General features: G+C 54.3%; 16 protein-coding genes and 1 pseudogene. 12 read left to right on the top strand and 5 right to left on the bottom strand.

Going from position 1 to position 20,025, the window contains the following annotated elements:
* Positions 1-284 precede the first annotated feature (284 nt).
* Positions 285-1,718, bottom strand: a complete 1,434-nt coding sequence (locus tag RC85_RS02365) for a phytoene desaturase family protein (RefSeq protein ID WP_068258280.1) — start codon at positions 1,716-1,718, stop codon at positions 285-287.
* Positions 1,719-1,825: 107 nt separating this feature from the next.
* On the opposite strand from RC85_RS02365, the gene RC85_RS02360 reads away from it, so the two are divergent.
* The 3 genes and pseudogenes from RC85_RS02360 (at position 1,826) to mqnC (ending at position 4,477) form a co-directional block, all read left to right on the top strand.
* Positions 1,826-2,473: an RluA family pseudouridine synthase gene (locus RC85_RS02360; RefSeq protein WP_068258278.1), complete on the top strand. Its 648-nt coding sequence runs from the start codon at positions 1,826-1,828 to the stop codon at positions 2,471-2,473.
* Positions 2,474-2,512: 39 nt separating this feature from the next.
* A pseudogene (locus tag RC85_RS28170) lies at positions 2,513-3,199 on the top strand (menaquinone biosynthetic enzyme MqnA/MqnD family protein); the annotation flags it as partial.
* A 126-nt stretch (positions 3,200-3,325) separates the two neighbouring features.
* Positions 3,326-4,477, top strand: coding sequence for a cyclic dehypoxanthinyl futalosine synthase (gene mqnC / locus RC85_RS28165; protein WP_068258374.1), 1,152 nt, complete (start codon positions 3,326-3,328; stop codon positions 4,475-4,477).
* A gap of 99 nt (positions 4,478-4,576) precedes the next feature.
* Here mqnC and RC85_RS02350 read toward each other — a convergent pair whose 3' ends face one another.
* Positions 4,577-6,025, bottom strand: a complete 1,449-nt coding sequence (locus tag RC85_RS02350; RefSeq protein ID WP_068258367.1) for a DUF58 domain-containing protein — start codon at positions 6,023-6,025, stop codon at positions 4,577-4,579.
* A gap of 78 nt (positions 6,026-6,103) precedes the next feature.
* Here RC85_RS02350 and RC85_RS02345 point away from each other — a divergent pair, with 78 nt between their 5' ends.
* The 6 genes from RC85_RS02345 to RC85_RS02320 all read left to right on the top strand — a co-directional run bounded on the left by RC85_RS02345 (position 6,104) and on the right by RC85_RS02320 (position 13,983).
* Complete coding sequence (locus tag RC85_RS02345) at positions 6,104-7,033, top strand: thiamine-phosphate kinase (protein WP_068258276.1); 930 nt, start codon at positions 6,104-6,106, stop codon at positions 7,031-7,033.
* Positions 7,034-7,294: 261 nt separating this feature from the next.
* Entirely contained in the window at positions 7,295-8,404 is a 1,110-nt protein-coding gene (locus RC85_RS02340; RefSeq protein WP_068258275.1) for an NAD(P)/FAD-dependent oxidoreductase, read from the top strand.
* Positions 8,405-8,578: 174 nt separating this feature from the next.
* Positions 8,579-10,189, top strand: a complete 1,611-nt coding sequence (locus RC85_RS02335) for a divalent metal cation transporter (protein WP_068258274.1) — start codon at positions 8,579-8,581, stop codon at positions 10,187-10,189.
* Positions 10,190-10,240: 51 nt separating this feature from the next.
* Positions 10,241-11,632: an asparagine--tRNA ligase gene (gene asnS, locus RC85_RS02330; protein ID WP_068258366.1), complete on the top strand. Its 1,392-nt coding sequence runs from the start codon at positions 10,241-10,243 to the stop codon at positions 11,630-11,632.
* A 77-nt stretch (positions 11,633-11,709) separates the two neighbouring features.
* Positions 11,710-12,597, top strand: coding sequence for a tRNA glutamyl-Q(34) synthetase GluQRS (gene gluQRS / locus RC85_RS02325; RefSeq protein WP_068258273.1), 888 nt, complete (start codon positions 11,710-11,712; stop codon positions 12,595-12,597).
* A 324-nt stretch (positions 12,598-12,921) separates the two neighbouring features.
* The gene (locus tag RC85_RS02320; RefSeq protein WP_068258272.1) at positions 12,922-13,983 is read left to right on the top strand and encodes a serine/threonine protein kinase; all 1,062 of its coding nucleotides are present in this window, start codon (positions 12,922-12,924) and stop codon (positions 13,981-13,983) included.
* On the opposite strand, the gene pgi is transcribed toward RC85_RS02320, so the two are convergent.
* On the bottom strand, positions 13,895-15,514 hold the full coding sequence (gene pgi, locus RC85_RS02315) for a glucose-6-phosphate isomerase (protein WP_068258271.1): 1,620 nt from the start codon (positions 15,512-15,514) through the stop codon (positions 13,895-13,897). The two genes, RC85_RS02320 and pgi, sit on opposite strands and share 89 nt — an antisense overlap.
* A 263-nt stretch (positions 15,515-15,777) precedes the next feature.
* Here pgi and RC85_RS02310 point away from each other — a divergent pair, with 263 nt between their 5' ends.
* The 3 genes from RC85_RS02310 to RC85_RS02300 are packed head-to-tail and all read left to right on the top strand — an operon-like array spanning position 15,778 to position 17,290.
* Positions 15,778-15,990 (top strand): hypothetical protein, encoded by a 213-nt coding sequence (locus tag RC85_RS02310; protein ID WP_149752734.1) that lies wholly within the window; start codon positions 15,778-15,780, stop codon positions 15,988-15,990.
* A gap of 14 nt (positions 15,991-16,004) precedes the next feature.
* Complete coding sequence (locus tag RC85_RS02305; protein ID WP_420821396.1) at positions 16,005-16,808, top strand: fumarylacetoacetate hydrolase family protein; 804 nt, start codon at positions 16,005-16,007, stop codon at positions 16,806-16,808.
* An 11-nt stretch (positions 16,809-16,819) separates the two neighbouring features.
* A complete protein-coding gene (locus RC85_RS02300; protein WP_068258269.1) occupies positions 16,820-17,290 on the top strand; it encodes a DUF1569 domain-containing protein in 471 nt (156 codons plus the stop codon).
* Between the two features lie 101 nt (positions 17,291-17,391).
* Here RC85_RS02300 and RC85_RS02295 read toward each other — a convergent pair whose 3' ends face one another.
* Both RC85_RS02295 and RC85_RS02290 read right to left on the bottom strand, forming a co-directional pair.
* Entirely contained in the window at positions 17,392-19,146 is a 1,755-nt protein-coding gene (locus tag RC85_RS02295) for a TIGR03545 family protein (protein ID WP_068258268.1), read from the bottom strand.
* Positions 19,143-19,976, bottom strand: coding sequence for a TIGR03546 family protein (locus tag RC85_RS02290; protein WP_068258267.1), 834 nt, complete (start codon positions 19,974-19,976; stop codon positions 19,143-19,145). The genes RC85_RS02295 and RC85_RS02290 overlap by 4 nt, the downstream gene beginning before the upstream one ends.
* Between the last annotated feature and the right edge of the window lie 49 nt (positions 19,977-20,025).

Genomic DNA, 20,025 nt, shown 5'->3' with positions numbered 1-20,025 from the left:
GCATTAGGCACTTGACTGTCGGCTCCAGTCATCGCTTGCTATGACAACCATGCAGCACGGCCAGCAATAGTCAAGAATAAACAGCACTCGATCGCCAACAGGTGATTCGTGCGCAAGTTGCCATCCGCATCAACGGCAAACCTTGCCAATTAGAAACGCAGTCTTAGTTGCACGTTCGTGGCGGTAGAAAAATTAACCACGGATGGCTTTCGCGGGACCACGGATTTGCCGGGTGAATTTATCCGTGGGTCTGCGAAAGCCATCCGTGGTTAAGAATCTGCGTTCTAAACGTGAGCACTTTCGTTGTGCAATTGGGCGTCGACTTCGTTGCTGACGATGACGCCGTAGTTGATCGCGCCCAGCCAGCCGCTCATGATGATGCCGACGCTGCCGGCGTGGTACATGCCGCCGATTTGGTTGGGGAGGTCGCGGCTGACGCCGAGGCCCTCGAACTTGGTTCCGAAACTGGCACCCATTTCATGTTGGGTGTAATGGTGGAAGGTTCGTGGCGTGGCTGCTTCGGCTCGTTCAATTTTGTTTCGCACGCCGGGAAGATATTTTTCAAGGGCTTCGATCGTGGTTTCGACTAGATCGGCCTTGGATGCGGCGTAGTCTTCTTCGTTTAGATCCGCCCAGTCGGACCAGTTCGCGTTGGTACTGCTGACGACCGCGAAGCGTTCCTTCTTCTTTTGAGGTCTGGTTCGTGGGTAATAGAAACTGAACGTTCGGCTGGTGATGTCTCGCGACAGCAGCAAGTCGGTGCGGAATTCCTTGGACGTGCTGGTAAAGAACAAATCGCCCGAGGATTCCTCGATCGTTTCGCCCTCTTTCAGTGCCATGTAGACCTGCGTGCTGCTGTTGTTCAGTCGCACTTCTTGTGCTTTTTCAACGAAGGAATTGTCGAGCACTTCGTCGCCCAGGAATTTCAGCACCGTCGTTCGCAGGTTTGCGTTGCTGACGACGGCACGGCAACCGATCGTGCGACCACCGACTTCGACCCCGGCGACGTGGCCATTTTTGACGACGATCTTTTCCACCGGACAATTGATGCGAATATCAACATTGTTGGATTGCAGTTCCTTCTTCATCCGAGCGACCAAGTCTTCGGTGCCACCTTCGTAAATGAAAACGCCCTTGTTCATAAAATTGCTGAACACGATGCCGTAAGTGATCGCTGGGTCTTCCAGCGTCGATCCGTTGGCGTAGGTGATTGGCTCCATCAACAAACGAACCACATCGTCGCGTCCTGGGAAAAAACGGTCGAACAATTGACGCGTGGTCGTCGCTTGGTCGTCGTAGAAATTCATTCCTCGTGCGGTGTCGAAAAAATCGTTGACCGTTTGCGGTTCGATCCCAAAGTCGGTCGTCAGCAAACGCGTGAAGTCTTCGCGATTGAAAGTCGTGGTCAGCGAGAATTGCGGGTTATCGAATCGGATGTTGGTAAGCTGAACGATTCGATCGGAAATGTCTCGGTTCCAATAACGGCGGCAGGACTTGATCATGCCGTGCGGAAATCCGTGCAGCGAAACATCAAAAATATGTCCGCCGGGTCGCAGAAACCAGGTCGCCAATCCGCCCAGCTTGTAATGCTGTTCCAGCAGCAGCACTCGGTGACCGGCACGTCCCAAGATGTTGGCCGAAGTCATGCCGGCGAGTCCGCTGCCGATCACAACGACGTCGTATTGGTCGGCGGCACCTTTTAAAAAGTCTTTGGGCATCGAGTTCGTTTGGATTCGTTGGAATGAAGACGGGTTGGGATGATGTCAGTGGAGTTTACAATAGGCGGCTAGCCTCGCCGACCAGACACGCCCAGCGAAAGTAAGTTTTGATCAAGATCCTTCAGCGAGAACCGACGTGGCTGGCTGCTGAAAAACCGGCGGGTTTGCCGACTCAAGCAGCCCAAGGTGTCGATTCGCTGGAAATTCAGTTGCGGGCTCAGTTGGCCGATTCGGTTGAGTACCTGGCGATGCCGCACCGGCTGGACGTGCCCGTTGGCGGCGTGATCTTGGTGGCGACGACCAAAAAGGCAGCCAGGCTGCTGAGCGAGCAGTTCGCGGCTCGCAAAATCGACAAGACTTACCACGCTGTCGTTGCCGGTGACGCCAGCGGGATCGAACGATGCTGGAAAGACAGAATTCGCAAGATTGCGGACCATCCCAAAGTCGAAATCGCCGACGAAACTGCTTCGGACGCAAAATCTGCTGTGACGCGCGTCGAAAACGTCGATTATGATGCCGCGGGCGATCGGACGCGGTTGATCCTGAAGCCGGAAACCGGGCGGATGCATCAGTTGAGGATCGGTTCGGCATCACGCGGATTTCCGATTCTGGGCGATTCATTGTATGGCGATTCAGCAGGTGAAATTCAACTGCGAGCCGTTTCGATCGAGTTTCACGACCCGTCCAATGGAAAACGAACCCGAGTCGATGCGTCTGAGTTGTCCTGGTGCCCAAGCAGCGGTTTAAGCAAGTAGCAGTCAACGAGACACTTCCACTTATTGCAGTCGTCAAAAATGCTCCGCATCGGTGCCGTTTCCTACCTGAACACCAAGCCTCTGATCCACCAGTTGCCGCAACTGTTGGGCAGTTCGGCGTCGCTGTCTTTGGACTTGCCCAGTCGGTTGGCCGACGATCTGGCCAGCGGCGACCTGGATGTGGCTCTGATCCCGAGCGTTGAATACTTCCGTGGGTTGGATCGCGGGTACCAGATCATTTCCAACGCTGCGATCGCTTGTCGCGGACCGGTCTGGAGCGTTCGATTACTCAGCCGCGTGCCGACGAAGCGAATCCGCCGATTGGCATTGGACGAGGGCAGCCGGACGAGCGCCGCGATGGTCCGCGTGCTGCTTTGGGAGATGTATGGCCTGCGTCCCGAGACGATTCCGATGGGCATGGACGAGAACCCTGAATCGGTCGATGCAGACGCGATTTTGATGATCGGCGACCGTGCGATGCATCCGGCGAGGGGTGTTTACCGAACGATTTGGGATTTGGGGGATCGATGGTGTCGTCACACCGAATTACCCTTTGTGTTTGCGACCTGGGTTGCCAGAGCCGGCGTCGATACGACCGGTTTGGCGGATATTTTGGAAGCCAGTCGCGACGCTGGCCGCGAAGCGTTTGAAGAGATCGCTGACGCTGAAGCCGCCAAGCATGGGCTGACCAAAGAAGACGTTCACCGTTATTTTGCAGAGAACTTGCACTTCCATCTCGGTCCCGGCGAACGGTTGGGGCTGACCGCTTTTCAAGAAAGAGCGTCGGCAATCGGGCTAGCTCCGAATGCTTCCGACTCCAAAACCACCACTGACTCTCAAACGACGACCGACATGATCGCTCCCGCCAAAGTTTCCATCGACTCAATTCTCGACAAAGCCATCGACGGCGAACGGTTGACGGCCGCTGACGCTCTGACGCTGCTGCAAAGCAACGATCTGGCCGCGGTTGGTGCCGCCGCCGATCAGGTTTCGCGTCGAATGCATCCCGAGAATGTTCGGACGTACAACATCGATCGGAACATCAACTACACCAACATTTGCACAGCGGTCTGCGATTTCTGTGCGTTCTATCGCGGCCCCAAAAGTGACGAAGGCTATGTCCTGCCTCGTGCCGAAATCCTGAAGAAGGTCGCTGAAACGATCGAACTCGGCGGCAACCAGATTTTGATGCAGGGTGGTCTTCACCCCAAGTTCAAACTCGATTGGTACGAAGAGCTATTGCGAGACATCAAGACAGCGTTTCCCGATCTGAACATCCACGGTTTTAGCCCGCCGGAATTGCACCATTTTACAAAGGTCAACAATCTGTCGATCGAGGAAGTGCTGACGCGATTGAAGGCCGCGGGACTGGGCAGCATTCCCGGCGGCGGTGCAGAGATTCTGGTTGACCGCGTTCGCGATGAGATCACTCGCGGCAAAGTGATGACCGACGATTGGTTGAACGTGATGCGGGTTTGGCACAAGCTTGGCGGTATCAGCACCGCGACGATGATGTTCGGTCACGCTGAAACGTTAGAAGAGCGTGCCGAACACTTGCAGCGAGTGCGAGACCTGCAAGATGAAACCGGCGGTTTCACCGCTTTCATTTGTTGGACATTCCAACCCGATAATACTCAAATGGATCATTACGCACCGAAGGGTTCGTTTGAGTACCTGAAGATGTTGGCGGTGTCGCGATTATTTTTGGATAACGTTTCCAACATTCAAAGCAGTTGGGTGACGCAGGGTTTGAAGGTTGGCCAGTTGGCGATGACTTTTGGTGCCAACGACATGGGAAGTTTGATGATCGAAGAGAACGTCGTCGCCGAAGCCGGAACGGTTCACTTTTTGACCCTGGATCAGATTCGCGAGGCCATCGAAGAACTAGGTTTCGAGCCACGTCAGCGAACCGTGTTCTATGATTTGGTCAGCAAAGAACAGGAACAAAAAGCGATTGATGCGAACCGAAAGCAAACGCCGAAAGAGTTAGTTCAATTGAATTAGATTGCCGTAACTCGCTGGGGCTCGCTACGGCCTACAATCTGTTCGGGAAAACGGTCTAACAAGTAGGCCGTAGCGAGCCTCGGCGAGTTACGGCGTCCGCTAAAGCAGATGCTTTGCTTTTACCTTCAGGTATTCATTGACTAACGGCGCGGTCAACTCATCGGGGAATGCGTCCACGGTTAACACTCCGCGATGGCTCAAATCACGGATCACTTGGTCTCGCCACAGTAAAATATCGGCGGCCGCTGCGGACCGGTACATGGAAAACTCGTCGCCTTCGCCCATTGGCCCGTCGGGTGTGTCGGCCGCGTCGAACATTTGACGATCTCTCAGCAAAACCCCCAACGGCAAGTGTTGGCCGGTGATGTTGCCCAGGTAATCGACGACCGCGCCCGCGTTGACTTCATCGATCACGTTCGTTGCCAAGACCACCAAACTGCGTCGCTTGCAGTGCGTTGATAGATACAAAAATGCTTGGTCGTAACGCGATTCGACCATCCGGGGAAACTGATCAAAACCGGCTTGCAGCAAGCGATTCATTTGGCTGCTACCACCACGCGGTGGAATGTAAGAATGAATCTTGTCCGAAAAACACAGCAAGCCGACTGAATCGCCTTGATGCAATGCGACGTAGGCCATCATCAGCATCGAATTGAGTGCGTGGTCAAGCAAACTGTAACCGTCGCGACTGTTGGTCATCATGCGACCACAATCGAGCAAGAAAATCACTCGTTGACTTTGGTCGCTTTGAAATTGGCGAACCGTTAACTTGCTTCGCCGCGCGGTGCTACGCCAATCGATGTGCCGATAATTGTCGTCGCGGCTGTAGTCTCGCAGTCGTTCAAAATCGCTGTCCTGTCCGATCCGCCGCGTCTTCCGAACACCAATCAAACTCAACCGATTCGTGCGAGCCAGCAGTGCGTAATCGGCAAGCTGTTTCATGTCAGGATAGACCTTCAACGAATGCGATAGATCGATCCTTTGATGGCGAACCCACAAACGACACAGGCTTGCGAACTTCAAATAGACATGTTGGAGCTCGAACGCGCCTCGGCGATTTGCGGTCAGCTTTCGTTTGCTCGTCATCCGAGCCAGCGGTGGCAAACGCAGTGAGTGTTCATTCGGCGTAGCGCTGAAATCCTCGGGCAAGTCGTCGCGCACTTCACCGATCAGCGTCATGCCGGTTCGATTCTCGACGGTTAATTCACTTTCAACTGGCACACCCAACGATATCGTACGCGGCAGCGAGCGGCTGACGCGGATGCCGCTTTCCGAGCGAAACCACAGCAGCAACCAATCGGCGCTGGCAATCAAGATCAATGCCACATCGATCGCGGCGGTCACGACCAAAAAGTTCGCAGCGAAGATCGTCACGATGCAGCAGGCAACGGAAACCACCAGCAAGATGGTCCAGACAATCGACGGATAAATTTTGAATCGCCAAACCGAAATCAGCAGCGGCAGGGCAAGCAGTAGTAGGAACAGCCAGGGCAATTGGCTCTGCCACTGAAACGTTGTCTGCAAACCGTCGCGAAGGGAATCATTCATGTCGTCGATTGTATCGTTTTGACTGGGCCTCGCATCTGCCGTCTTTAGCTTCATTGGGATAGCGGCTACTTTGTTGCGATGGAACAATCATTTCTTGCTTATTTGCGTGGTCGATGTCGGTCGCTGCCCCAGGTCGCCGTTGGCATCGGCGATGACGCTGCCGTGATCGACCTCACTGTTACTGATTCTCCTGCGGGCCTGCAGACCATTGCCTGCACCGACCAGATTATCGACGGCGTGGATTTCCTGAGCGATCAGCATTCGCTGGCCGACATCGGCTACAAAGCGATGGCGATCAACCTCAGTGACATTGCCGCGATGGGGGCGACGCCCCGATCGGCGCTGGTCACGTTAACGCTGCCAAACAAGAATGCGACTCGGATTGCCGGCGACGTTTACGAAGGCATTCTGGAATCCGCCGCCGAGTTTGACGTGGCGATTGCTGGTGGTGACATTTCAACCTACGACGGACCGCTTGCGATCAGTGTCACGCTGTTGGGTGAGGTCGCGGCCGGTGCGGCATGGTTGCGAAGCGGTGCACAGGTCGGTGATGCAATTTTGGTCAGCGGTTCCGTTGGCGGCAGCTTGCACGGACGCCATCTTCGTCCGACCGCTCGGATTGATTTGGCGAATCAATTGCGACAGCACGTCAGCGTGACGGCCGCGATCGACGTCAGCGACGGATTGTCGATTGACATGGACCGACTGCTGGCCAAGAGCGGGGTGGGCGTGGAATTGAATATCGATTCGATCCCGATCCATGACGACGCAGTCACCCTGTCACAAACCTCTGGCCGAACGCCGTTTGAACATGCCTGGAGCGATGGCGAGGATTTTGAATTACTGGTCACGATGAGCCAATCGGATGCCGACAAAATCGCTTCGATTGATCTTGGGACACCGCTGACACAGATCGGAAATCTGACCAGCCGGACGGGATTATGGAAGGTCGATAACGGCCGGCACGAACGATTGGCCCCGCAGGGGTTCGTTCACGAATCAGGCTAGGACGTTTCGGGTTTGGACGCTCGTTCTGCGACACGCTATCTGGGCTGTCGATTTAATCGACATTACGACGGCAATGGTGAGCGGCTGGCCGTAAGGCCTGGGGCAAGGTGGAGGCCCGGCCGCTTACGCGTCGCGGCTCATTAGATCTATGGGCAGTTCTGCGACACTTTACCGCCCTCTCGCCCGAAAGTGGCCTGCGGGCATATACTTCCCCGAAGCAAAACCTCGAACTCGCAGTTTTTTCTCTGGAGAGATTTTAACGTGTCGGAAAAAGTAGAAAAGACGATCATCATTGGCAGCGGTCCCGCTGGCTGGTCAGCCGCCATTTACGCAGCACGAGCCAACCTGGATCCCGTGCTTTATGAAGGCACGTTCAAACCAGAAATGATTCCGCTGGGCCAATTGGCGTACACCACCGAAGTCGAAAACTATGCCGGGTTCCCTGCCGGGAATATCCGCGAGTTCGTTGAAACTGCCGTCGATAAATCTCGGCACTATAACCTTCCGCCGGCACCCGAAGGGCACGTCAAAGACGACAAGGCTCACTATGCGGTCCAAGGCACCGAATTGATGGAGCTGATGAAACAGCAAGCTCTCAATTTTGGCACCAAGGTGATCAGCGATGACATCGAAAGCGTCGATTTTTCGATGAGCGGCGTGCATACGCTGAAACCCGCCAGCGGCGATGCGGTGAAGACGCACACCGTGATCATCGCCACCGGTGCTCGGGCGAACTACCTGGGGCTGCCCTCCGAAGAAGAATACAAGAACAAGGGCGTCAGCGCTTGTGCGGTTTGCGACGGAGCTCTTCCCACCTACCGCGGCAAACCACTTGCCGTGATCGGTGCGGGTGACTCGGCGGTTGAAGAAGCGACGTACCTGGCCAATCTAAAAAACGCTGCGACGATCTACATGGTGGTCCGCCGCGATCAAATGCGGGCCAGCAAGGTGATGCAAGAACGTGCATTGAACCATCCGAAAATCGAAGTCCTTTGGAATCACGTCGTCGAAGAAGTCGTCGGCGATGGAAAACTGGTGACCGGCTTGAAACTAGCTAGCACGGTGGACGATTCCAAACGTGACCTAACCGTTGGTGGAATGTTTGTCGCGATCGGCCACACACCCAATACTTCGTTCTTGGATGGTGCGGTGGAAATGAATTCAGAAGGCTACATCCAGTGGACCAAGCCGTTCCGAACCAATACCAGTGTGCCCGGCGTCTTTGCCGCCGGCGACGTGGCAGACGACTATTATCGCCAAGCGATCACGTCGGCTGGAACAGGTTGCATGGCAGCACTCGACGCAGAACGCTTGCTGGCCGAAAAAGAATCGGTTGCCGAGGAGATGCAGGAGACGTCTCGTTATACCTAGGCACGTTTGATTGCTGATGCTGGAACTCTGATGCTGGAACTCTGATGCTGGAACTCTGGCGCTGGAACTCTGGCGCTAGATTGCTGACGCAGGAACTCTGACGGGGGCTGCGACTTATGCTATCCTGCGTCGTTTCCGTTCAATGCCTCTGTTTTCGAACCTTAGGAATCCGCGATGTCAGACTCGGCTCCTGCGTCTAATCCTCCCTTAACCGAAGCCCAGCAGCGTGAAGTCGCTGAATTGCAACGGCTGAACCAAATGCCGTTTGGTGCATCGGCGATGGGTTACATCAAACGCACCGGGCCCGGGTTGCTGCAGAGTGCGATGACGTTGGGCGCGGGCAGTGCCGCGGCGTCGGTGATCGCGGGAGCGTCGTTTGGCTACAAATTGCTTTGGGTTCAACCCGTCGCGATGTTCTTGGGTGTGATGATGCTGGGTGCATTGTCCAACGTGGTGCTGACGACCGGCGAACGGCCTTACAAATCGTTTGGACGCGAAATTGGTAAGTGGTTGGTCGTCCTATGGGCGCTTGGCACGATCATGTCGTCAATTATCTGGCACTTTCCGCAATACGGATTGGCGGCCAGCGCCGCACGCGACCTCGGTGCGATGCAAAACATTGTCAGCGTGCCACCGGAACTGACTGCGGCCAGCGATGCGGTCGACGAAGCGATGAAGACAATGGATCCAGTGATCATTGACCAGGCCAAAGCCAATTTGGCGCAGGTGACTTCCGAAAGCACGCCGATGGGACTGGGTTTCACCAGCGAAGGCTTGATGCTTAGCTTTGGCATTGGCATCATCATCTTGTTGATCAATATCATCACCACGTTTAACTACGGCGGCGATTCCAAGGGCGTGCGACTGTACGAATGGTTCTTGCGAGGTTGTATCGCGTTGGTGGTGATCATGTTTGGCATCGTGGTGGTCGCTAAAATCGACGTGGTTGCCTCAGACATCGTCGATATTCTGAAAGGCTTCATCGGTTGGTACGGGATTCCGAACCTTTGGAACGTCGATGGCTCGCTGAACAACAGCACGGTGACTCAAGTGCTAGGCATGCTGGGCGCGGCCGTTGGAATCAACATGACGTTTCTGTATCCCTATTCGCTGCTAAAGAAGGGCTGGGGTGCAGATCACAAAAAGCTGGCTCGCTGGGATTTAGGCATGACCATGTTTCTGCCTTTCGTGTTGGTAACATCGCTGGTGATCATCGCGATGAAAGTCGGCGGCGTTTACGACGGTGCTGATGTGGTCAATACAACCATCCGTCCGCTCGGTGCCGCGAAGGCGCTGGGTGGTGTGCTAGGTGAAAACGCTGGTCGTATCATTTTTGACCTCGGGTTGATCGGTATGACATGCGGAGCGATCAGTACTCACATGGTGGTTTGCGGATTCACGTTCTGCGAAATGTTAGGACTGGAACAAACCAAGAAGCGTTTTCGATTGTTCGCCCTGACTCCAGCGATCGGCATCCTGGGCGTCGTTTCTTCGCTGCCGATCTGGTTCCCAGTCGCTGCGTCGGCGGTGTGCTTTACGATGTTGCCGATCGCCTACCTGACGTTTCTGATCATGAACAATAAACGCAGTTACATCGGTGATGCGGTAGGCAGTGGTTTTTCGCGTTTGCTTTTCAACGTGATCTTGGTGATCGCTTTGGCAGTTGCAACCATCGGATCAGGCATCAAGATCTACGGCAACGTGATCAAGAAGATCTTGCCAGCCAACGAAGCCCCCGCCGCTGCTGCCGTGCTTACCGACAGCAATGATGACGATGCTTCGTAAGACCATCGGAACTGACGTCAACGTTTCACAGACCCCATGGATGATTGCAAGATGAACTGGACTTCCGTCGCTGACGCACGCAAGCAGGAATCGATTAGCCCCGATGTTGAAGTTCGCGGTTGGGTGCGAACTCGGCGCGATTCCAAAGGCGGTTTTAGCTTTATCGAAGTCAACGATGGCAGTTGTTTCGGCAATCTGCAAATCGTGGCCCCGGCTGAGCTTTCCAATTATGAATCCGAGGTTCAGAAGCTGACCGCGGGTTGCAGCGTTGTCGTCGTCGGCGAATTGCTAGAATCGCCGGCGAAGGGTCAAGCGACCGAACTGCACGCGACCGAAGTGCGAGTCTTGGGCTGGGCCGATCCCGAATCGTATCCGCTGCAGAAGAAACGTCACTCGTTCGAGAAGCTTCGTGAATGGGCGCACCTTCGTCCGCGGACCAACACGTTTGGCGCGGTCGCTCGCGTGCGAAATCAGATCTGCCAATCGATCCATGACTTCTATCACGAACGTGGATTTCTGTACGTCAACACGCCGATCATCACGGCCAGCGATTGCGAAGGTGCCGGCGAAATGTTCCGCGTCACCTCGCTGGATCTGGAAATGCTGGCCAAGAAAGGCGGACCGGTAAAGTATGAATACGATTTCTTTGAAAAGCCGGCTTACTTGACGGTCAGCGGACAGCTAAACGGTGAAACCTACGCCACCGCGCTGGGACGCATCTACACTTTCGGCCCCACGTTCCGAGCCGAAAACAGCAACACATCGCGTCACCTTGCTGAATTCTGGATGGTGGAACCCGAAGCCGCTTTCTTCGATCTGACGGACAACATGCGATTGGCCGAGGATTTTCTGAAACGCATTTTCAGCGACTGCCTGAATCACTGCGGCGAAGACATGGAGTTCTTTGACAAGATGATCGAGAAGGGAAAAATTGATCAACTGAAATCCGTAATCGAAAAACCCTTCACCCACATGCCCTACACCGAAGCGGTCTCGATTCTGGAAAACACGTCCGAGAAATTCGAGTATCCGGTTAGTTGGGGCACCGACCTGCAAGCAGAACACGAACGTTTCTTGACTGAAAAACACGTGGGTGGTCCCGTCATTTTGACTGACTATCCGTCAACGATTAAGCCGTTTTACATGCGCGTGTCCGACGACAAGAAAACCGTCGCTGCGATGGATGTTTTGGTTCCTGGTGTGGGTGAAATTATCGGTGGCAGCCAACGTGAAGAACGGCTTGACGTCTTGCAGTCTCGCATGGCCGAAGCGGGGCTCAACGAAGACGATTATTGGTGGTACATCGACACACGCAAATACGGCAGCGTGCCGCATGCGGGTTTCGGCTTGGGGCTGGAACGAGCTGTCCAATACGCCACCGGCATGGCCAACATTCGAGATGTGATCCCATTCCCACGCACGCCGGGCAACGCCGATTTTTAGCGGGTAACGCCAGGTGCCGTTGGAATGTCGATCAATTCAATCGTCCGCTTGCGCTACGTGCTACCGAAACTAAAGCTATGAATGCAGGACGTCTCGCACCATCGCCCACCGGGGCTCAGCATCTTGGGAACGCACGGACCTATCTGCTGGCGTACTGGTCCGCGCGGTCGACCGGTATAAAGGAGACCGGTAAAAAGCTGATCCTACGAATCGAAGATGTCGATTCACCTCGAGTCAAACCCTGGGCGATGGCACAAGCGATCGAAGACTTGCGATGGATCGGCATCGATTGGGATGAAGGCCCGTTCATTCAAACCGAGCGTTTGGATCTGTACCAAAAAGCACTCGACCGATTGATCCAAGCCAACCAAGTCTTTCCCTGCACTTGCACACGCAAAGATATCGAAGAAGCTGGCAGCGCACCGCATTTTGACCACGAGCCAAAAATCTATCCCGGTACCTGTTCCTGCTGGCAAACAGGCGACCCCATTCCGGAAACAGGATCGTTCAGTTGGCGGTTTCGTGCAGCCGATCACATGGTCAGCTTCAACGATTTGGTGCTAGGCACACAGTCCTGCAACCCAGCCAAAGACCTGGGTGACTTTCCGATCACGCAAAAAAACGGCAGCCCGTCGTACCAGCTTGCCGTGGTCGTTGACGATGCTTTGATGGGAATCACCGAAGTGGTTCGTGGCAATGATTTAATCGCCAGCGCGTTTCGACAAATCGAGCTTTTCAACGCCCTTGGCTACTCACCGCCCACGTTCGCCCACGTCCCGCTGGTGCTCGGCCCCGACGGTCGGCGACTCGCAAAACGCCATGGCGACACAAGATTATCAACGTATCGAGAACAAGGCATCGCACCGGAGCGAATTGTGCAGTGGGCAATCGAGTCCACCCAAATCGACCCAGCCAATTTTGATTGGCAAGATCTCAATCGCGACGACGTCACATTAGATTTCTAGCAAAAGTTTGCCGACTAAAGACGAGAAGTGTCTTCAAGACCGCCTTTTTTGGATCTCGGCTTGGCTGAATGATTGATATGAACTGGAACTTCCGTTACCGCCCATCATGGCAACTTTGTTTTTTTAGAATCGCAACCGCTGATGCGTTATAAACGCTACAAGCCATACCGAACCCTGGTTCTTTCTTCCGCTTCACGCGTCTTTCGCTGTACTAAGACCTGAACAACGTAGATTTCTTGGACAACATAAAAACTGAGAATAGTTCAAGCTTAAAGCAAATCGTGCTTTATCTGAGTGACAAAGCATTAGGGAGTCTGCGTTGAAATGTATGAGAAAAAAACTACGACACAATTGAATCAAGAACGGCTCGACAGGCGACTTCCATTGGGGGCACCTGACTCCGGGCGACGCTACGAAAAAGGTGATCAGATCGGACGCGGTGGGCAGAGCGACGTCTATCGCTGCCATGACCTGATGCTTGACCGCGATGTTGCCATCAAGTTCCTTCGTCGTGACTTAATGGGTAATCGCGACGCAGAAAATCGTATCGTCCGAGAGGCGCGGGTCATGGCAAGGCTTCGTTCCAGCAATGTTCCAGAGGTTCACGACATTGACCGAAGTGTCATTGGCTGCCCATTCTTTGCGATGACGTTGGTGGAGGGTCAGGATCTTCGTCACATCCTTCACGAAATCAGGGCTGGCGTCTCCATGACGCAGCGACAATTCCCGCTCGAAAGGTTGCTCAGCATCCTGTGTGATGTCGTCGACGTGCTGGCATCGGCGCATGAACTTGGTGTCAGTCATTCGGACATCAAGGGCGAAAACATCCTGATCGATCAACAAAACACCACTTGGCTGATTGATTGGGGAAATGCTGAACTTATTGAGGACGAAAACGATTCGGATAGGGAAGCCTGTGCGAAGTCTTTCCATGGATCGCCCGCCTACGCTTCGCCTGAGCAAGTCAGTGGTGGAAAAACCGATGCACGCAGTGATGTCTATGGTGTCGGTGCCGTTCTGTACGATTGCCTGGCACTGGATACGCTGATCAAAGCAAACAGCCGCAAAGCCGCAATCGCAGATTCGCTGCGTGGTGAACACATTCCACCAAGCCAGTGCTCGCTGCGTCATCAGGTTCCGCGAGATCTGGAAGCAATCTGCATGAAGGCAGTTGCACGGGATCCTGCCGAGCGTTTTCAAGACGCTCAATCGCTTTCGATCGCCCTTCGCGATTCGCTCTGTGAACTACTTGTTCGCGACGATCTTGAAACGGCTTTTGAGGTTGATCGCCCCGAGGTTACTTCATCGACCGATAACGACGGATCAGCTCGTTCGTTGAACTGTCATGCGACAGATCCGCGTCGTTTGGTGACAACTCTGGGATGATCGCTTTGGCCAATTGTTTGCCAAGTTCAACGCCCCATTGGTCGAACGGGTTGATTTGCCAGATGACACCCTGCGTGAACACGCTATGCTCGTACAACGCGACCAACTTACCTAGCACACTCGGCGTTAGTTTCTCGATCAGAATCGTGTTCGACGGACGGTTGCCTTCAAAGACTCGGTGAGGGACTAGGCTTTCGTCGGTACCCTCAGCACGAACTTCGTCAGCAGTTTTTCCCATGGCTAACGCTTCGCCCTGCGCAAACACGTTCGCCATCAACTTGTCGTGATGGTCACCGATACTGTTCAGCGATTTGGTGAAGGCGATAAAGTCGCAAGGGATCAAATGCGTTCCCTGGTGGATCAATTGATAGAACGAATGCTGGCCATTGGTGCCGGGTTCGCCCCAGAAAATGGGTGAGGTGTCGTAATCAACCTGATCGCCATCGAGCGTCACATGCTTGCCGTTGCTTTCCATCGTCAACTGCTGCAAATAAGCTGGAAAACGCGACAAATACTGGTCATACGGCAAGACGGCCGTTGTTTGTGAACCGAAGAAATCGGTGTAGTAAAGATTCAACAGGCCCATGATTACGGGCAGGTTCTGATCCAGCGGTGCGGTCCGATAATGGTTATCCATTTCGTTAAAACCATCCAACAGTTCGCCAAACCCGCTTGGCCCGATCGCCAACATCGTCGAGAGTCCAATCGCGGAATCCATCGAATAGCGGCCACCAACCCAATCCCAAAAACCGAACATATTGTCGGTGTCGATTCCAAACGCTTGAACGGATTCAGCATTCGTCGATAGCGCCACAAAGTGTTTCGCAACCGCCGATTCATCAGTTTTCAAACCTTCCAACAACCATTGCTTCGCTGATTCGGCGTTGGTCATTGTTTCTTGCGTCGTGAAGGTCTTTGACGCAACGATGAACAACGTTTCGGCCGGATCCAGGTCGATCGTTGCTTCGGAAAAATCGGTCGCGTCCACGTTCGACACAAACCGGAACGTCAGATCACGGTTGCTGTAATAGCGAAGTGCTTCGTAAGCCATCACTGGCCCCAAGTCTGACCCGCCGATCCCGATGTTGACGATGTTGCGAATCGGTTTACCGGTGTGCCCCTTCCAATCGCCGCTGGTGATGCGGACGGTGAAGTCTGCCATGCGGTCCAGGACTTCGTGGACGTCGGGGACAACGTTTTTGCCCTCGAACATGATCGTTGCATCGCGAGGAGCCCGCAGCGCGGTGTGCAAAACAGCACGATCTTCGGTCGTGTTTATTTTTTCGCCGGTGAACATCGCCTCGATACGACTTTTCAGTCCAGCGTCTTCGGCCAACGCGATCAACAGCTTCATCGTTTCAGCGTTGATGCGGTTTTTGGAGTAATCCAAAAACATGCCTGCCGCCTGCAGCGTGAAGGTCTTGCCCCTCGCCGGATCCGATGCGAACAGATCCCGAAGATGCTGGTCCTTGATCGTGGCGAAGTGAGATAACAGGTTTTGCCAAGCGTCGGATTGAGTCAGGCTGGTCATGGTGGCAAAGTTCGCTGGGGAATGGAGGATGCTGCCGTCGTAGGTGACTGGAATCAGTTTACAGAAAGAAGCCGCCGTCGAAAACGCGGCTCAGATTTGTAGGTGAGGTTGTCCCAACCTCTCGTTTTCGTGTCTCCGCGAAATACGCCCGATCGAGCTTCAGACAAGCTCGGCTAGACTTTGGTACACTCGCGACCGTGCAAGCGGTTCGCCGCAAACCGAACGTTTCACATCCATCGTTCCCGAATAACGAACGCTCAACCGTGTCCAACGATCATTTGAATTCCAGCATTTTCCGAGCTGCCTTGATCGTCTTGATGATCTTGGGAATTCCAGTGATCGGGGTTTTGGTGTACCTGAACATCCAACAAGTCAAACAAGAACCCGCGGCCATCGAATCAGAAACAGTGAATGCTGAAATAGTGAATGCTGAACCAATGCCCCCGCCTACCAATCAATTGGATCCACCCCAGTGAAGTTATGCCGTTTCCTGCGAGATGACTCGCCCGTGATCGCCTTGTACGATCCGTCCAAGGGTGTGCAGCCCATCACATTGACCGACGAAGATTTCTTTAGCGATCCAACTGTGGTCAAAGACGGATCCTGGCAACCGGTCCCGGAGCAATTGCTTCCGCCGGTGCCCACACCTGAAAAGATCATTTGCATCGGACTGAATTATCGTGACCATGCAATTGAAACGGGATCCGAAATCCCGACGTTGCCGGTGGTGTTTAGCAAGTTCAATTCGGCGCTGCTTGGTCATGGAGGATCGATTGAGTTGCCAGACATCTCAGAGAAGGTGGACTACGAAGCTGAACTGGTTGTCGTGATTGGCAAACCGGCTCGCAACGTTTCCGCGGACAGAGCGATGGATTATGTCTTTGGTTTCACCTGCGGCCATGACGTGTCTGCGCGTGATTGGCAAAAAGGTCGGCCCGGCGGTCAATGGTTGCTGGGCAAAACCTTTGACACGTTCGCGCCCGTTGGGCCATGCGTTGTCACGAAAGATGAAATCAGCGACCCAGGCAACCTGCGGGTACGCATGCACTTGAATGATCAAACCGTGCAAGACAGTACGACGGCACAATTAATCTTTGACATCCCAAGCCTGATCAGTCATCTTTCATTATTTACGACCCTGAAGCCGGGTGACTTGATTTACACCGGAACACCGCCGGGTGTCGGAGCCGCAAAAACACCGCCGGTATTTTTGAAGCATGATGACCACTGCGTCGTCGAAATCGATGGCATTGGAAAGTTGTCTAACGTCTGTGTCTCGCAACCTAAAAACTGATCGTCCGAAGCATGTCAAAACCAGAACTACGCCCGCTGCATTTTGATCGACTCGAAGAAGCGATCGCCGAAGTCGACCGGTTGGCAAGCATGGAAGTCACGACCGTTGGTCAATACAGTTTCGGTCAGATTTTGGAACATCTTGCGAGAACCTTTGATGTGGTCAGCGGGCACACCGACCTGCCCTTCAAACCGTCACTTCCCATGAAGATTTTTGCCAGGATCATTCGGCCGATTGTTCTCAATGGGAAACCGAAACCGGGATTCAAGCTGCCACCCAAAGCTCAGGATCTGTTTTGGCCAACGGAAGACGTTGACGTCTCGCAGGCCCTGGATCACTTCCGGCAAGCGGTCGGCCGATACCAGACGATCGGCCCAATCCCCAAGCATGTGTTCTTTGGAAACATGACACGCCAGCAGCACGACGACCTGCAATGCCGCCACTGTGAGCTGCATCTAGGTTTTGTAAAGCCAGTGGCGTAGCTAATTGTAGGCCGTAGCGAGCCTTAGCGAGTTACGGCATTCACACGCGTTGCCGTAACTCGCTGAGGCTCGCTACGGCCTACAGGTCATTCGCAAAAGATCTAGCGCAGCTTGCCCATCACGGCGCTTCTTAATCGACTGCCGAGCAACTCTTCTGCGTCGCCGACTTCGGTCAACACCTTGCTGCTCATTTCTGCGATCGATTTATCGGCACTGGCAAGCAACGTGCGTGCTTCACCGGCTTGTTCGCCCAACCATTTGCGAAGTTCCATCGTTTGCTCAGCGTGAACCTTGTTGACCTTCGCAGCTAGCTTGGCTTTCGATTCTCGCATTTGATTCGCAACGGCGTCTTCGCCAGCACGACGAAGCACTTGACCGAGATTCGTGTTGAGATCCAGGTCCAGTTTTTTCCACGTTCCGGTGAAGTTGGCATCGATTTCAATTCGATCGACCGACGCCAAGCTGTCTCGCAACGATTGAACGCCAGCGGAACCGGCATACTTGGATTCAACGTTCAGATCCATTTGCACACCAGTTTGCTTACTGACCATCCGGCCATCGACCTGGTCGCCTTCGGTTCGCACTTGGATCCACAATTCACGTCGGCCACCGTTGACGGCAAGTGCAGATGAACTGCTGCCGCCAAGTCGCATTTTCTCGGCCTTCATTTCTGGCCAATGCAACGTCATCAAGTCCACGTCGGCACCGCTGCGTCGATCGCGAACGTATTCCACTCGCATCGATTCTTTGCCTTCCAAGCTCAAACGAGCTCGGGTTGGTTCGGCCAAAATTTCCGGTGTGGGCGTCATGTTTTCCACGACACCGGTCATCGCGTAGATGTCACCACCGGCTCGCATCATCCCGCCGATTTCGCAGCGACGAATCATCAATTGCGGACGATCCAGCGGTATCAGGTCATGATCGACACCGCGTGTTCGCTCGGCATCGGGTGCCACGACTGTGTAATTGGCCAGCGTCTTTCCGCCGTCCAAGTAGGATTTGACTTGAGCGATTTGGTCACGCACCGATTCGGCGATGATGTCCACGCCAAATTCACCAGCACCGGTCAAGTCGCCGGGAACGTACTGGTCAACCTTGGCCATGTCGATCTGTTTTGCTTCTTCAAGCGAAGCCAAGTCGGTTTGCAGTTGTCCTGGTAAAGCGTCGAGTGTTTGACGAACCGACACCAATTCATCACGAGCCTCGCGGGCTTCCGTCAGGGTTCGTTCCAGTTTTTGCCAATCACGCAGCGGATTATCGATCCCGCGTGCCCGGTCACGAATGAGTCGAATTTTTTGTTCCAGTTCTCTCGCACGCGTCGTCAGGTTGGCGTATTCGTTTTCCCATCGCGTGCGGATTTCCTTGCTGCGCCGGATTGTTTCCAGATCGTCAACGACCGCGTCGGCGGTGTCCGAAATCTGGTCGCTCGCGCCACCGACAAGTCGATCTAACATCGATGGACCGGACTGTTCGGTTTCGACTTCAAATTCAGGATCCAGATGGCCTGACGTGTCGCGATCGCTACCGATTTTCAGGCCAGTGATCGATCCGGTACGTGCGACCCAACGACGTTGCATCAGCGCCGCACCATCGATCACGAACTCTACTGAATCGGCAGCGACGGCGTCTCGCATGGCTTTGTCGTCGCGAGGATCTGCGACTTGAACGCCTGAATAGTGAACGCTTGGTGGGAACAGACCCACGGTCGCCTTTTCGATTTCCACCTTCGCGCCGGTGGCTTGTTCGATGCTGCGAACGGTCACGTATTTGGCAACGGGCCCAAGCCCCAAGCACAACAGAGCGATGATCGCGACTACCACGATCAACCGCGTCATTACGAATGTCCAGCGAATCATGCTGCGTTCCTTGATTGCGAGTCGCGCAATTGACGAAGCAGGTAATTGAGCGCTTCGTCCATCGGTTGGTTAGGATTAGATTGGTCGGCTTCGTTGACGTCAGACTCAGTCGCAGCGGTTTGCGTTGACGCTTGTTCTTTGATGCGAATGACGTCGATACGGGTTTCCACCGCCGCATGATTCTGCGGCGGTGCCGTGTGAGCGGGCTGCACTTCGACAAACTGAATCGGTTCGCTTGCTTGGCTAGTCGATACTTGGCTGGTCGATTCTTCTCGGGACGCGTCTCGTTTGGGCGGTGGCACACGCTGGTTGCCACGATCAACAATCATTGTCTTGCTGGAAGTCGATGATCGGTGCGTTTCGTACTCGCTCTCTTGAACTTGATCGTCCGCAGCTTTAGCGGGTGCGAGAAAACGAAACACGGGATACGTGACCAGGAAGACTGGCAACAGTGCGACCAATCCAATGGTCAGGCTGCCCAGGACAACCGTGTTGTTCAAGTCGGTCCACGGCATCATGGGCAATGACCAAGCGGTTTCGGCGACGCTTGCGAATTTCGGCTGCGTCAGCAAATACTCACCAACGGTGTGCGAAACCGGATCCAACTTGGTGGCCAGGAACGACGCACCGATCGCGGTCAAAGCCGCCATGGCGTGGTTCAATCGCAGCGACAACACGACAACCAGCAGGCAGATTGCCAGCAGGTTTCCGTGCGGGACGATGCCCAGCAGCAAGCCGAATGCAACGGCCCACGCCAGTTGGTATGGATATTTACGACCGGCGATCGCTCGCCGAATCATGCCAATTAGTTTTACAGTCCAGAGGATCATGGTGGTGCGCCTCCATGCGCACGGGTCGTTCCAAGCAGACACCTAACCC

It is taken from the genome of Rubripirellula obstinata, assembly GCF_001642955.1.
GTDB lineage: Bacteria > Planctomycetota > Planctomycetia > Pirellulales > Pirellulaceae > Rubripirellula > Rubripirellula obstinata.
Note: the sequence above shows the minus strand (reverse complement) of the source record. Positions and strands in the feature narration are given on the sequence as shown.